The following is a 14060-nucleotide window of genomic DNA, read 5'->3' on the forward strand; positions in this document are numbered from 1 at the left end:
TTGTAAAGCAAAAATACAGTAATTGAACAAAAGATAGATTAGAACTTCCTTCTATTATTTAGCACCTAGCACCATGCGGTCGCTCAGTGCATTTTCACCAGCTACCTCAAACTTTTGAAGTAAGTCCGCAACAGTTAATTGTTTCTTTTCTTCTCCTTTTACATCATAGATAATTCGACCAGCGTCCATCATGATGAGGCGATTACCAAAGCGCAATGCATCACGCATATTATGAGTAATCATAAGAGTTGTTAGATTATGCTCTGCAACAAGTTTATCTGTTAGTTGCAATACATTTTCTGCAGTCTTAGGGTCAAGTGCCGCAGTATGCTCATCCAATAGCAAAAGCTCTGGACGAAGCATGGTAGCCATTAATAATGTAATAGATTGGCGTTGACCACCAGATAGTAGGCCCATACGAGCAGATAAACGTTCTTCAAGTCCTAAACCTAATAATGCAAGGCGTTCCTTAAAGAATGCTTGTTCGCTATCTTTGAAAGCCCATTTAAGACCTAAGCTTTTACCACGGCGCATAGCAAGAATCAAGTTTTCTTCAATTTGCATATTACCAGCAGTACCTACCATAGGATCTTGAAATACACGGCCAATGTATTTAGCACGCTTGTATTCTGGCATTTTTGTTACATCAATATCATTAATTGTAATGGATCCTTCATCTACTGGGAATACACCGGCGATGGAGTTTAGTAAAGTACTTTTACCAGCACCATTGCCACCGATTACAGTACAGAAATCTCCTTCTTCTAGGCGAAGGTTGATGCCTTGTAATGCAGTCTTTTCATTAATTGTGCCCTTAAAGAAGGTTTTTACCATATTTTTTACTTCTAACATAGTGTCCTCCTTAACGAGCCAACCATTTTGCTTTCAATGTAGGTAAGGAAAGCGCTATGGCAACAAGAATTGCAGTGAATAATTTCAAATCATTTGGTGGCATACCCATGTAGAGAACGGCAGCAATAACGATACGATATACTATAGAACCAAGTACTACAGCGATGAGACTGCGTACGAAGGATTTCGTACCAAATACTACTTCACCGATGATTACAGAAGCCAAACCAATAACGATGGTACCAATACCCATGCCTACATCAGCAAAGCCTTGGAATTGACCGATAAGAGCTCCAGACATACCAACAAAGCCATTGGAAATCAAAAGACCAAGAACGATCATATTATCAGTATTTACGCCTTGAGCGCGAATCATTTGAGGGTTAACACCTGTAGCACGTAAGGCTGTACCAATTTCGGTACCGAAGAACCAAAATAAGAGCAAACATACAACTACAGCAACGATAATACCTACGATAGCTGCAGACCACATATTCGGCGTATGGAAAAATCCACCAAGAATCGTATAAATTGTATCCATTCGAAGCAAAGATACATTAGCTTTGCCCATGATGTGAAGGTTTACAGAGTACAGTGCAATCATTGTCAAAATACCGGCCAATAATGCTGGAATTTTTAATTTTGTATGTATCCAACCTGTTACAGCACCGGCTATCATACCACCCACACCGGCAAGTAAAATGGAAAGGATTGGATTCATACCACTTGTAATTAAAATAGCAGAAATGGCTGCCCCCATTGGGAACGTACCTTCCACAGTTAAGTCAGCCACATCTAATACACGGAAGGTTATGAATACGCCGACCGCTAACAAAGACCATAAAAGGCCTGTGGTTATGGTGCCTACCACTAAATCTAACATCAAATTCTCCTCTATTGTTTCATATCTTTACGAAGAGCCTCAGGAATCGTAATACCTAATTTTTTAGCACGTTCTTCGTTAACAGTTAACTTAATCTCTTTTTGTGTCTCAATAGCTAAGTCTGCAATTTTTGCTTCTCCTGCAAGAACTTTAGCAGCCATTAAACCTGTTTGATAACCCAATTGATAGTAATCAACAGAATACGTTGCTACACCACCAGTCATTGTCATACCTTCATCGGCAGCAAATACTGGAATTTTAGCAGCATCTGTAATTTGTGCTAAGTTAGCCATAGCGGATGCCAATACATTATCTGTTGGCGTATAAATAGCTTGTACATCTTGATTTACAAGATTGGTAGCCGCTTGTTGAATATCATTTACATTGGAAACAGTTGCTTCTACAACAGTAATACCTTTTGTAGCAGCATACGCTTTCATTTTTTCAACTTGCAATTGGGAGTTGATTTCAGAGGATGTATAAATGGCACCAATGCGCTTTACATTCGGTACTAATGCTATGATAAGATCAACCTCTTTTTCAACAGGTGTCATATCGGATGTACCAGATACATTACCACCAGGGTGTTCGTTAGATTGAACGAGTTTAGCTGTCACGTAGTCTGTAATAGCTGTACCCATGATTGGCATGTCATGAGAAGCATTTGCCATCGTCTGAGCCGCAGGCGTTGCAATAGCTAATACTAAATCTTTTTTATCAGATACGAAACGTTGTGCAATACTATTTAAATTAGATTGATCGGCCTGTGCATTTTGTTGGTCAATTTTAATATTTTGACCATCCTTATATCCTTTAGCTGCTAAACCATCTACGAAGCCTTTATTAGCAGCATCAAGAGATGGATGTTCTACTAATTGAATAACACCAATTTTCTTTTGGTCATTAGTTGCGGTATTGGAACCACAACCTGCTACCATTGCCATAACAGCGATGGCACTAAGTGCCACTGCAATACTTTTTTTCCAGTTCATGTATAAAACTCCTTACCAGATATGTATTAAATCATAGTCGCCTTGTTCATCAAATCCTCTGGTAAGGTGATGCCCAATTTTTCTAATTTATCTTTTCCCACAACTAATTTAAATTCTTTCTGCATTTCGATAGGCATATCTTCAACTTTAGCTTCACCAGTTAAAATTTTAGCTGCCATTAAGCCGGTTTGGTACCCGAGTTTGTAGTAATCTACAGACAAGGACATAACTGCCCCACCTTTTACGTGGTTATCTTCACCGCCAAACACAGGAATTTTTGCTGGATCGGTAATAGCTACAAGATTGCTCATCGCTGAAGCTACCACATTATCTGTTGGCACATAAACTGCATCCACACGTTGAGATACTAGATTTTGTGCCGCTTGTTGAATATCGTTTACATTGGAAACTGTAACTTCTTCAACTTTAATGCCTTTTGTAGCTGCATAAGCTTTCATCTTCTCCACTTGAATTTGAGAGTTTACCTCGCTAGAGCTATAAATAGTGCCAATTGTTTTCGCATTCGGCATTACTTGTAAAATCAAATCTACTTGTTGCTCTACTGGATTCATGTCGGATGTACCAGACACATTACCACCAGGCTTTTGATTAGATTTAACAAGTTTAGCTGCCTCGTAATCAGTAATAGCTGTACCTAAGATTGGAATATCATGAGTTGCATTCGCCATGGATTGAGCCGCTGGCGTAGCAATTGCTAAAATCAAGTTTTTCCGATCGGATACGAAACGTTGTGCAATACTATTCAAATTAGATTGATCTGCTTGTGCATTTTGTTGATCAAAAGTAATCTTTTCTGCTAGACCTTTTTCTTTTAGCGCATCAACAAAACCTTTATTTGCCGCATCTAATGCAGGATGTTCTACCAGTTGTACAACACCAACTTTGTATTCACCATTCGATGTAGTTCCATTTGAGCCACAGCCTGTAAACGCCAACAATGCTGTCGCTGTGAGCGCCAAAGCAATACCTTTTTTCAAGTTCATGGGGATTTCCTTCCTATCTGCAAAGATTATAATACTTTTATTATAAACAAATTTATCTACTACATCAATGTAGCAGGTTAAAGTATTTTACATTTGTCCATTTATAGAACACATTAAGATACGAAATCCTTTTACTTTTCAAGAGACGCTAACATGTCTTCTGTTAAATCATTAGCTGCTAAAATATAGTCCTTAAGAGTCCCTTTATCGAGAGCTACCTTCATAACAGGCACTTCAAATGGGTCCAAGATGACGCACATTAGAATTTCACCCGTTACATAGTAACCAACCACTGCTTCCCCTTCTTCAGGATCTAAGGTTTCACGTTTTACAGTAACACAGTATGGTCTCATAACCTGCGCTGCTGCTTTTGCTACCTCTTCACGATTAGCAATATATTCTTCAACCTTCGTTTCAGGGATGTCAAAGATATCTACCTTTACAGTCTTGACCTCTGTAGCCTCTCCTTTCGCAGACTCTATAGCTGCGCCTAATTCTGTTTGCTTCATATACACCTCACATAGAATGGACTTTCACCATTGGTGAAAGCCCCATTATCTTAGATTGATTCATCAGCTGCATTTAAGAACGCCACATAACATTGTTTAGCCTCGTAAATATCAGCCTTAGATGTAACCTCCCAAGGAGCATGCATGCTAAGTACGGCTACACCACAGTCGATGACATTCATACCATAAAGAGCCATGATGTACGCGATGGTGCCACCACCACCTAAATCAACCTTACCGAGCTCTGCTGTTTGGTATGTTACATTGTTAGATTCCATGACACGACGAATAAAGCCCATATACTCAGCATTAGCATCATTAGAACCAGCTTTACCACGAGAGCCTGTAAATTTATTAAATACTACACCCATACCAAGGTAAGAAGCATTTTTCTTTTCATACGCCGATGCATAAAGCGGATCGTAGCCTGCACTTACATCGGAGGACAACATACGAGATTTCTCTAACGTACGACGTACACTTACAGAATTAGGTTTACCCATAAGTGTTAAAATTTCAGCCACTGCATTTTCAAAGAAACGTGATTGCATGCCTGTAGCACCTACAGAACCAATTTCCTCTTTATCTACAAGTAAGCAACAAGTAGTACGCTTTACATTATCCACCTCAAGCATTGCTACCAAGGATGTGTAAGCGCACACGCGGTCATCTTGGCCATACGCCATTATCATGGAACGATCAAAGCCCATATCACGTGCTTTACCAGCTGGTACAATTTCTAATTCTGCAGACAGTAAGTCGCGTTCTATAAACCCATACTCTTTTTCAAGCAGGTTATTAATAAATTTAGTAACCCCTTCTTTTTCTTCGTCTTTAACTGGACGACTACCGATTAGTAAATCAAGAGCTTCCCCTTCAATTACCTTAGCTGCATTCTTTTGCATTTGTTCTTGACCCAAATGAGGTAACAAGTCAGTAATGCAGAATACAGGATCGTTTTCCTTATCACCAATATTAATGTTGATATGTGTACCATCTGTTTTTACCACAACGCCATGAATAGCAAGAGGCATAGCTACCCAATGATATTTTTTAATACCTCCATAGTAATGAGTATCCCAAAATACTAAATTACTATCCTCATATTGTGGATTTTGCTTTACATCGATGCGTGGAGAATCAATATGAGCACCTAAAATATTCATACCCAATTCAATATCATCAGTACCAATATTAAATAAAGCAATAGATTTATCCATATGTGTGTAATAAATCTTATCACCAGCTTTGATTGACGTATTGCTTTTAATAATGTCATTTAGATTTACGTAGCCCTTTGCTTTTGCAAATTCTACAGCTTGTACAACGCATTCACGTTCTGTTTTACCATTATCTAAAAATTGACGATATGTATCACTTAAAGCATATACTTTTTCCACAGTGGCATCATCATAATTATGCCATGCATATTTACGTTCCATAATCTATCCTTTCTAAAAGTTCATATCCTAATATATAGTACAGTTCAGAAAATGAACTTGAATTTACATAACTATTTTTGGCGGACTTTTTCTTGTTCCGCCTTACGATACTCTAAATATTTTCGCTCTTTTTCGCGATTGATTTCAGACTTCTGAGTATATAGAGAACGAATTTCATCCGTACAATGGGTCAGTACCTTAGTAACATAGAATTTACTACTGCCAGACTTAATCGTATACTTTCCAACTTTAAGTTGCACCGCAAAATCGCCATGTTTAGGACATACTCCAATGGCTAGGTGCTTATCCCCTTGTAATCGTTCAGGTCTTGTCATTTCTAAACGTGTTTGACAGTACGGACAGAAGGACATACGTACTCTTCTATCATGAACAATACGTTTTTTCTCAGAAAAATTTTCATACATAAAAAATGTAAGAATAGGAGGATATAGGAAAGGATTACTACTTTCCTTGCGAATTAGATCATAATGCAAAATTCCTTGTGCGATATCTAAAGACTGACAAATGTGAGCTGTAAAGACTGCATCATGCAAGGCATTATGAGCAGATAGATGCTCCGTTGATATATTAAGATCCTCCATAGCATGTGCCACAGAGTACTGCTGATTTGTTCCATAGCGTTGATAAGAATAAATCATTTGCGCATCTACCCATTGATCATAAGATAATGCTTTCATCTTATGAAGCATAAGATTTTCGCGTAGGATAAGAATATCGTCTGATCCCCAAGAAAGCAGCATATATTCATCACCACACCATTTTTGAAAGTACTGCATAGCCGTCTTGAATGGCACACCATGATTGAGCTCATGGGTGCTTATCCCTGTCAACTCACGCACATGTTTATGCATCCGTGGCAGATATTGAGGTTTGATGAACATCGTAAAATGATCTATAATGTCCATCTTTTCATTCAGTTTTACCGCTCCGATTTGAATGATTTCCCCTGTCAACGGCATTTTTGTGCGCTTCATAAAGCTAATATCATTGCTATAGGGTTGATTCCATTCTAAATCAAATACAATATAGTTCATATGTTTATTTCGATTCTAAAAGCAATGTTTCCGCTGCTTTAATAACCTGTTCTTCAGAAATTACAGATAATCCTTTATAATTTCCTTCTTTAATAATTTTCTTCATGCTTTTACCAATCTCATAAGAATCCATCGTTTCTAAAACGACAGCATGAGCTTGATAAGGTCCATAAAAGAATGGATTTGATGGACCATACAGTGCCACAATTGGCACACCTTGACTAATTCCTACATGCATTGGTCCAGAGTCATTAGTAATTAATAGATTACAACGGCTCATAGCCGCTGCCAAAGGGCCTAACTGGAATTTTCCGGTAGCCACAATAGGCTTTGTTTCCATTTGTTCTACTACGGGATGCACCATTTCAAGATCCATAGGTCCGCCAAAGAAAACCGTCTTATAACCTAAACGACCAAAGTAATCTGCTACATGAGCAAATCGTTCAGCTGGCCAACGTTTCTCAGGAACGGCGCTACCGATATTAAAACCAATGAGTATATCAGTATCAGTTAATCCATGACCAGAATAAAACTCTTGAGCCTGACGGCGCCATTCTTCACAGGTCTCAATATGTAAACCAGAGTTAGAAGTATCTGTTACACCTAATTGCTCTAGTACATTAATGTACATATCCGCAGCATGACGAGTTTTACGATCTAAGCGCGTATACTTTGTCATGAATGGTCTAAAGAGGAAATGACTCATACCAGTTGTAATAGGTGCATGAATCTTCCAGGCTAAATATGAAGTACGCTCATTAGGATGTAAATTAATGACAATGTCAGGTTTTCCCTTAGCATTGATTTCACGAGCCACTTCATTGAGACCTGAGATGCTATTATGGCGCCCTTTTTTATCTACAACAATAAGTTCATCAATATTTGGATTATATTCCATTACTTGTTGTAATTTTTCATCTATTACATACGTAATATGACTATGAGGAGCCGCTTTGCGAAGCACTTCTAAAAACGGAGTCGTTAATATAACATCGCCTAAATGCATTAAAAAGGTTACCACAATGCGCTTATAATCTAGTTCCATTATAGTTCCTTTCCAAGTACTTGTTCATACACTGACCATACCGCGTCTACAGGAATTTGTGCCATACAGTCTGGATCATCTACTAGTGGTTGCTCAGGTGTAGCCTTAGAAGTAGGTGAAATAATGAGATGTACATGACTACCACCATAAGGACCTGTACGCTTAGGTGATGTTGTACCAAACATGGCAATCAAAGGACGCTTCAAAGCATTTGCAATATGCAATGGTCCCGTATCGGCACTAATAAAAATCTGACAATGACGAATCAACTCAATGAGTTCAGGCATGGTTGTAGATCCCACTAAATTGATGAGATTCTTATGTTTTACATAATTTTCTATGAAAGCACCTTTATCTACATCATCAGGAGCACCGGCAATAACAACCTTCTTACCAGATTCACATAAACGAATACAAAGTTCTCCAAAATTTAGAAGTGGCCACTCCTTAACAATCCATCGTGCCCCTGGTACAACTACAATATATTCATCATCTACACCATGGCATTTCAACTTTTGTTTTATGGATTTCTCAGCCTCAACGTAAGCTGGCATAGGAAATTCAATCTCCTCTACCTCGCCACCAAGTGCACGTACAGTATCAAGATACCGTTCGATAACATGGTCGTATTTATGCTCACCTACTAAGGCTTTATTAACAAGATTACTGCCCTCACGAAGCTCCCAGTAGCCATATTTTTCAGGGGCACCAGATAATAAAGAAACAATAGCACTTTTAGCGATGCATTGAAGGTCTAAGGTCATATCAAAATGACGACTATGTAGCTCCTTGCGCAATTGATATAAATACGTAGGCTTCTTTAGTTGTTTTTTGTCAATGATAATCACGTCATCAACCCATGGTGTACCAGGTAAGAGGCTAGCGAATTGCTCATGAATAGCCCATGTAATACGAGCATTAGGCCAATTCTTGCGCACAGCGTACAAGGTAGGCAATGCGTGAATTACATCACCTAAGGAACTCATCTTGATGATGAGTATATTCTTGTAATCTTTCATATAGCCTCCCCAAATACAACACAACAAACCCAAATATATTCTTCCGAAATAAACTAAATGGAATAAATGATTAAATTATTGTTTTAATGAAATCCAATAGATTAGAGCCTTTAAATAAGTACCCCTTAATGCCAGCAGCCTCAGCTGCATCAACATCACGCTGACTATCACCGATAAGAAAACTATTTGATATATTTACATCATAATCCTTAATAGCTTGCTTAATCATGCCAGGTTTAGGCTTTCTACATTCACATTCTACTGCATAGAGAGGAACAATACCTTCTTTATGATGTGGACAGTAATAGAAATGTAAAATCGGTGCTCCACTGCGATCTAGTTCATGAGCCATATAGTCATGTAAAATCTGAACATCAGATTCTTTATAGTAACCACGAGCTACACCACTCTGATTTGTCACTACAATGAGATCATAGCCCTTACTATGAGCATAAGCAAGGGCCTCTTTTGCACCATCTACCCACTCTAAATCGGTGATTTTATATAGATAACTAACATCCTTGTTAATAACACCATCGCGATCTAAAAATAATACCTTGCGCATTAGCGTAAATACCCTTCGTTATTATCTAATAGTTCACAATATTCTTTAACGGCATCTTCCATTTTATGGAACCCTTTATCATAGCCAGCAGCTAACAACTTAGTAGTATCAGCCTCTGTAAAGCTTTGGTATTTACCCTTTAACACCTCTGGGAATGGCACATATTCAATTTTGCCTTGACCATTGTAGTCGATAACAGCTTGCATGAATTGGTTAAAGCTATGAGCATTACCTGTACCACAGTTAAAAGTACCAGAGATTTCAGGATGCTCCCAGAAATAGAAGTTTACATTAACTACGTCTTTTACATAGATAAAGTCACGTGTTTGACCACCATCTTCGTAGCCATCTGTACCTTCAAAGAGATTAATAATACCTGTTTCTTTATTTTTGTAGAACATTTGACGTACTAAAGAAGCCATTTTATCTTTATGGGCTTCATTAGGACCATATACGTTAAAATAACGTAGCCCCACAACTTGTGCAGTATATTCACCTTCATATTTACGTACATAACGGTCAAATAACAATTTAGAATACGCATATGGATTAAGTGCTTCTTCAGCTTCAGGCGTTTCTACGAAACCATGTGTACCATTACCATAGGTAGATGCAGAGGAGGCATAGATGAATGGAATGCGACGGTCTTGGCAATAATGGAATAGATTTTTAGAACCTTCATAGTTGTTCTTCATCATGTATTTGCCATTATATTCCATTGTGTCTGCACAAGCACCTTCATGGAATACGACTTCAATAGGGCCAACGTCGAATGTACCATCAGCAATAGCACAATCAAAATCATCACAATCGATGTAATCTAGAAATTCTAGATTTTGAATATTGCGAATCTTACGACCATCTGTAAGATCATCTACGATGAGAATATCTGTACGACCACGATCATTCAGTGCTTTCACAATATTACTGCCAATAAAACCAGCACCACCTGTTACGATAATCATAATTTGCCCTCCTTAGCCATAGTGGCTATTTTCCCTACAATATCTGATGTAGAGTAACCTTCTTTAAATGAAAGAACCTCTACATTGTCAACGGACTCGCGTCCAATAATATCTTCTATTTTGTAATCTCCGCCCTTAACAAGAGTATTGGGACGCAAGTACGCTAATAATTCAGCCGGTGTATCCTCTTCAAATAGTACTACACCGTCAATACATTGCAACGCACTCAACAAGGCCGCTCTATCCGCTTCACTTACGATGGGCCGTGTTTCTCCTTTTAAACGTCGAACAGATGAATCAGAATTTAATCCAATGATTAAATGATCACCTAGCTGCGCAGCTTCTTGTAAATACGTGATATGTCCACGGTGAAGAATGTCAAAACAACCATTTGTAAACACTACAGTTTCACCTTTGCTTTGCCATTGTGAAATGAGTTCTTTCATCTCTTCCTTCGTATATAATGGCTTAGATTGAATACTATGTTTATAGGAATGCCATAAGTCTAATAACTCAGAACGATGTATTGGATACGTACCAACCTTAGATACTACGATACCCGCTGCACCATTGGCGATATGTAAGGCTAAACGCATCGATAAACCACTTGCAAGACAGGTCATCATCATGGATACAACGGTATCTCCAGCACCACTCACATCGAATACCTCTTGTTGAGTAGCAGGATTATGCCATGTACGGCCATCCCTTGCAATAACCGTAATACCCTTAGCAGATCGAGTAGCCACAATATAGTCTAAATCTACAGTAGCAAGTACAGACTTAGCAGCCTCTACGATAGTAGCATCATCATTTTCTAACGTACGGCCTACACATTCGCCAAGTTCTTTCACATTCGGTGTAATACATGTAGCACCATTGTATTTAGACCAGTCTGCCCCCTTAGGATCTACGATAGTTTGAACACCATATTCCTTAGCCAAACTAAAGATTGTCTTCAACAAGGTAGGTGTACAAACGCCTTTACCATAGTCAGATACGACAATACCATCAATACCCTCTTTACATAGATTTTCCAGCCAAACAGACAATTGTTGTTCTTCTTGATCGGTTAAATCTGTAATCGTTTCAAAATCAAGGCGCATCATCTGTTGACGATCACCCAATATGCGCATCTTAGTAATAGTAGAGCGGTCATCACTAGTGATTAAACCAGTCGTATCGATTTTATCAGTATCAAGTAAATTTTTTAATAAACGGCCATGATCATCATTACCTGCTAGTGCACCAAGGTATACCTTACAGTCTAAATTAGACAGATTAGATGCAACATTACCAGCTCCACCAAGGACCTCTTTCATCTTGGACACGCGGTTTACAGGAACCGGTGCTTCTGGAGAAATACGACTTACATCACCAAACACATAACGATCTACCATTACATCGCCTACAACGGCAATCTTCAAGTTTGGCAGTTGCTTTGTTAAAAACTGACTAATGGTAGTATTTATCATAATCCACCTATTCCTTATCAAAATTACATATGTTCCTAATTTAAATAAATTTTTAATTGAAACAATGTGTATCTATGAGTAAAAACCTGTCGGTTAATAGTCTTCTTCAATAATTTCGCACATAATGTGCCCAGCTAAGATATGCATTTCTTGAATGCGCGCTGTCACATTACTGGGAATAGCCAGTGTAATATCACATAGTTCGGCTAGTTTGCCACCGCCTTCCCCAGTGAAAGCAATGGTATGCATACCAATAGAACGGGCCATTTCTGCAGCTTTTACAACATTCTTAGAGTTACCAGATGTAGAAATACCGATGAGGACATCACCTGTACGGCCTAAACCTTCTACTTGACGTGCAAAAACAGATTCAAAATCATAGTCATTCGCAATAGCTGTTAATGCAGATGTATCAGTAGTTAATGCAATGCCTGCAAGAGAGCGCCGTTCCTTTTTAAAGCGACAAATCAATTCAGCTGCTAAATGTTGAGAGTCCGCCGCAGAGCCACCATTACCACAGAACAAAATTTTATTACCATTTTCTAAAGCCGCTTTACAGCGATACCCAATTTCTTGAATGGTATCCATATGTTCCATCGTCTTACCAAACACTTCAAGATGCTCAGTAAAACGATCAGCAATGATTGGATTTAAATCAGTCATTATAAAATCTCCTTTAGTAGTCTATCTGCATTTTTCCAGAACAACTTTTCACACTGCTCCACAGATAATCCTGCCTCTTTAAAAGCATCATAAAGACGACTCATTTGAGACATATCTGCAATCTCTGTGTTGGGTGGAATCCCATCAAAATCAGTTCCTAATGCCACTACATCTTCACCGCCCTTGTCGATGAAATATAGACCATGTTTAACAATATCTTCAATGCGACTAATTGGCGATGTGCCGAGAAAATTCTGAGCAAAATTAAGTCCTATAATACCTCCCTTATTAGCGATAAGTCTAATAAGATTATCCGGCAAATTTCGCGTATGAGCCCGAACTTCCCGTGCATTTGAATGAGATGCTATAAAAGGAACATCTAGAATATCTCCTAGTTGCTCTGTACCAGCATCATTAAGATGTGAGCAATCAACAATTATCCCTAACTCTTGCATAGCTTCTACAAATTCAACACCTTTAGATGTTAATTTTTTATGTTGCTCACCACAGTGTGGCTCGCCAAGTCCATTTGGATAGTTCCATGTTAGCGTTATAAGTCTGACTCCATCTTGGTAAGCTTGTTTAAGTTTATTTAAATCGCCACCTAGCACGCCACCTTCCTCAATAGACATGAGCGCCCCAATCTTACCAGACTTGTATACAGACTCTACATCTTGATAAGAGAGCACATGTTGTATGTGCTCTCCATAGTTATGAATTTGTGATACACACAAATTACGCATCTCTTCATAGCGACCATAAGGGTCATTCGTCTCCCCCATATTAATAAAGAGTGCAAAGTCTTGTATCTTGCTATGAGCCTTTTGTAATTTTTCTATATCTATTTTCCAAGTATTACGATATAAATCACCACTATCAGGATGATCTAGCAATTGCATCATCGTATCACAATGTAAATCTATCATAAAGCCTCACACATCGCTAATTTCAAAACTATGTATAACCAATCAGTAATACAAAAACAATTATTCTTCTACGACAGGTTTGCGTTTCGGCTTTTTAGCGTCTAACTTCTTCAGAGCCTTTAACTCTTCCATAAAGCTATCAATATTATCAAACTTACGATATACACTGGCAAAACGAACATATGCAACTTGATCTATGTCTTTCAGTTGTTGTAACACAAGCTCACCAATGCGATCAGTTGTAACCTCTTGGTTAATTTCATTCCGAATGTCACGCTCTACATCATTAACTACTTGCTCCATCACAGACATAGGAACTGTACGCTTATCACAAGAGCGCAATAACCCATTTAGGAGCTTACCGCGGTCAAATAATTCACGTCGTCCATTTTTCTTCAATACCATTAGTGGTACTTCTTCTATAATTTCATAGGTAGTAAAGCGACGGCCACAATTGATACATTCACGGCGACGGCGAATACTATTACCTTCATCAGTCGTTCTAGAGTCTGTTACCTTCGTGTCTGTGTGTTGGCAATAAGGACATCTCATCTGTTACTACTCCTTTTCTACTAATCATTCTAAAATAACGCATAATACGCCCATTTTCTCTATATTATATAGTACCATGAAACCCTTGAAAATACAAAGAATCCCTAGGATTT

Annotated in this window: 15 protein-coding genes; all 15 read right to left on the minus strand. The window is 38.4% G+C overall.

The annotated features are described in order from the left end of the window. Positions 1-54 precede the first annotated feature (54 nt). The 15 genes from E7A03_RS02725 to nrdR all read right to left on the minus strand — a co-directional run bounded on the left by E7A03_RS02725 (position 55) and on the right by nrdR (position 13947). A complete protein-coding gene (locus tag E7A03_RS02725) occupies positions 55-852 on the minus strand; it encodes an ABC transporter ATP-binding protein (protein ID WP_004692990.1) in 798 nt (265 codons plus the stop codon). Positions 853-862: 10 nt separating this feature from the next. Further along, positions 863-1735, minus strand: a complete 873-nt coding sequence (locus E7A03_RS02730; RefSeq protein WP_004697183.1) for an ABC transporter permease — start codon at positions 1733-1735, stop codon at positions 863-865. 11 nt (positions 1736-1746) lie between these two features. After that, positions 1747-2727, minus strand: coding sequence for an ABC transporter substrate-binding protein (locus E7A03_RS02735; protein ID WP_155086254.1), 981 nt, complete (start codon positions 2725-2727; stop codon positions 1747-1749). Between the two features lie 26 nt (positions 2728-2753). Continuing rightward, positions 2754-3731 carry an ABC transporter substrate-binding protein gene (locus E7A03_RS02740; RefSeq protein ID WP_004692987.1) on the minus strand — a complete coding sequence of 326 codons (978 nt, stop codon included), beginning with the start codon at positions 3729-3731 and terminating at the stop codon, positions 2754-2756. A gap of 131 nt (positions 3732-3862) precedes the next feature. Next, on the minus strand, positions 3863-4240 hold the full coding sequence (locus E7A03_RS02745) for a hypothetical protein (RefSeq protein WP_004692986.1): 378 nt from the start codon (positions 4238-4240) through the stop codon (positions 3863-3865). A 50-nt stretch (positions 4241-4290) separates the two neighbouring features. Beyond that, entirely contained in the window at positions 4291-5682 is a 1392-nt protein-coding gene (locus E7A03_RS02750; RefSeq protein WP_316073648.1) for an aminopeptidase, read from the minus strand. Positions 5683-5753: 71 nt separating this feature from the next. Beyond that, on the minus strand, positions 5754-6737 hold the full coding sequence (locus E7A03_RS02755; RefSeq protein WP_156697499.1) for a 3'-5' exonuclease: 984 nt from the start codon (positions 6735-6737) through the stop codon (positions 5754-5756). A gap of 4 nt (positions 6738-6741) precedes the next feature. Next, the gene (locus tag E7A03_RS02760) at positions 6742-7782 is read right to left on the minus strand and encodes a glycosyltransferase family 9 protein (protein ID WP_156697498.1); all 1041 of its coding nucleotides are present in this window, start codon (positions 7780-7782) and stop codon (positions 6742-6744) included. Beyond that, positions 7782-8801: a glycosyltransferase family 9 protein gene (locus E7A03_RS02765; protein ID WP_004697170.1), complete on the minus strand. Its 1020-nt coding sequence runs from the start codon at positions 8799-8801 to the stop codon at positions 7782-7784. Before E7A03_RS02765 ends, E7A03_RS02760 begins: the two co-directional genes overlap by 1 nt. A gap of 70 nt (positions 8802-8871) precedes the next feature. Continuing rightward, positions 8872-9366 (minus strand): D-glycero-alpha-D-manno-heptose-1,7-bisphosphate 7-phosphatase, encoded by a 495-nt coding sequence (locus E7A03_RS02770; RefSeq protein WP_101928195.1) that lies wholly within the window; start codon positions 9364-9366, stop codon positions 8872-8874. Then, positions 9366-10331 (minus strand): ADP-glyceromanno-heptose 6-epimerase, encoded by a 966-nt coding sequence (rfaD, locus tag E7A03_RS02775; RefSeq protein WP_101928194.1) that lies wholly within the window; start codon positions 10329-10331, stop codon positions 9366-9368. The genes E7A03_RS02770 and rfaD overlap by 1 nt, the downstream gene beginning before the upstream one ends. After that, on the minus strand, positions 10328-11806 hold the full coding sequence (gene rfaE1, locus E7A03_RS02780) for a D-glycero-beta-D-manno-heptose-7-phosphate kinase (protein ID WP_101928193.1): 1479 nt from the start codon (positions 11804-11806) through the stop codon (positions 10328-10330). The genes rfaD and rfaE1 overlap by 4 nt, the downstream gene beginning before the upstream one ends. Positions 11807-11899: 93 nt before the next feature. Continuing rightward, positions 11900-12469, minus strand: coding sequence for a D-sedoheptulose 7-phosphate isomerase (gmhA, locus tag E7A03_RS02785; protein WP_008600733.1), 570 nt, complete (start codon positions 12467-12469; stop codon positions 11900-11902). Next, positions 12469-13395 carry a dipeptidase gene (locus E7A03_RS02790; RefSeq protein WP_101928192.1) on the minus strand — a complete coding sequence of 309 codons (927 nt, stop codon included), beginning with the start codon at positions 13393-13395 and terminating at the stop codon, positions 12469-12471. Before E7A03_RS02790 ends, gmhA begins: the two co-directional genes overlap by 1 nt. Before the next feature lie 60 nt (positions 13396-13455). Further along, entirely contained in the window at positions 13456-13947 is a 492-nt protein-coding gene (gene nrdR, locus E7A03_RS02795; RefSeq protein WP_004692976.1) for a transcriptional regulator NrdR, read from the minus strand. Positions 13948-14060: the final 113 nt, after the last annotated feature.

Source organism: Veillonella parvula (assembly GCF_032472435.1).
GTDB lineage: Bacteria > Bacillota > Negativicutes > Veillonellales > Veillonellaceae > Veillonella > Veillonella parvula_N.

Excerpts from the sequence above, each read along its gene's own strand:
- E7A03_RS02765 (WP_004697170.1), bottom strand. The coding sequence starts at position 8,801 with ATGAAAGATTACAAGAATATACTCATCATCAAGATGAGTTCCTTAGGT.
- E7A03_RS02755 (WP_156697499.1), bottom strand. The coding sequence starts at position 6,737 with ATGAACTATATTGTATTTGATTTAGAATGGAATCAACCCTATAGCAAT.
- E7A03_RS02730 (WP_004697183.1), bottom strand. The coding sequence starts at position 1,735 with ATGTTAGATTTAGTGGTAGGCACCATAACCACAGGCCTTTTATGGTCT.
- E7A03_RS02745 (WP_004692986.1), bottom strand. The coding sequence starts at position 4,240 with ATGAAGCAAACAGAATTAGGCGCAGCTATAGAGTCTGCGAAAGGAGAG.
- E7A03_RS02725 (WP_004692990.1), bottom strand. The coding sequence starts at position 852 with ATGTTAGAAGTAAAAAATATGGTAAAAACCTTCTTTAAGGGCACAATT.
- rfaD (WP_101928194.1), bottom strand. The coding sequence starts at position 10,331 with ATGATTATCGTAACAGGTGGTGCTGGTTTTATTGGCAGTAATATTGTG.
- E7A03_RS02770 (WP_101928195.1), bottom strand. The coding sequence starts at position 9,366 with ATGCGCAAGGTATTATTTTTAGATCGCGATGGTGTTATTAACAAGGAT.
- nrdR (WP_004692976.1), bottom strand. The coding sequence starts at position 13,947 with ATGAGATGTCCTTATTGCCAACACACAGACACGAAGGTAACAGACTCT.
- E7A03_RS02760 (WP_156697498.1), bottom strand. The coding sequence starts at position 7,782 with ATGGAACTAGATTATAAGCGCATTGTGGTAACCTTTTTAATGCATTTA.
- E7A03_RS02735 (WP_155086254.1), bottom strand. The coding sequence starts at position 2,727 with ATGAACTGGAAAAAAAGTATTGCAGTGGCACTTAGTGCCATCGCTGTT.
- E7A03_RS02750 (WP_316073648.1), bottom strand. The coding sequence starts at position 5,682 with ATGGAACGTAAATATGCATGGCATAATTATGATGATGCCACTGTGGAA.
- rfaE1 (WP_101928193.1), bottom strand. The coding sequence starts at position 11,806 with ATGATAAATACTACCATTAGTCAGTTTTTAACAAAGCAACTGCCAAAC.
- E7A03_RS02740 (WP_004692987.1), bottom strand. The coding sequence starts at position 3,731 with ATGAACTTGAAAAAAGGTATTGCTTTGGCGCTCACAGCGACAGCATTG.
- gmhA (WP_008600733.1), bottom strand. The coding sequence starts at position 12,469 with ATGACTGATTTAAATCCAATCATTGCTGATCGTTTTACTGAGCATCTT.
- E7A03_RS02790 (WP_101928192.1), bottom strand. The coding sequence starts at position 13,395 with ATGATAGATTTACATTGTGATACGATGATGCAATTGCTAGATCATCCT.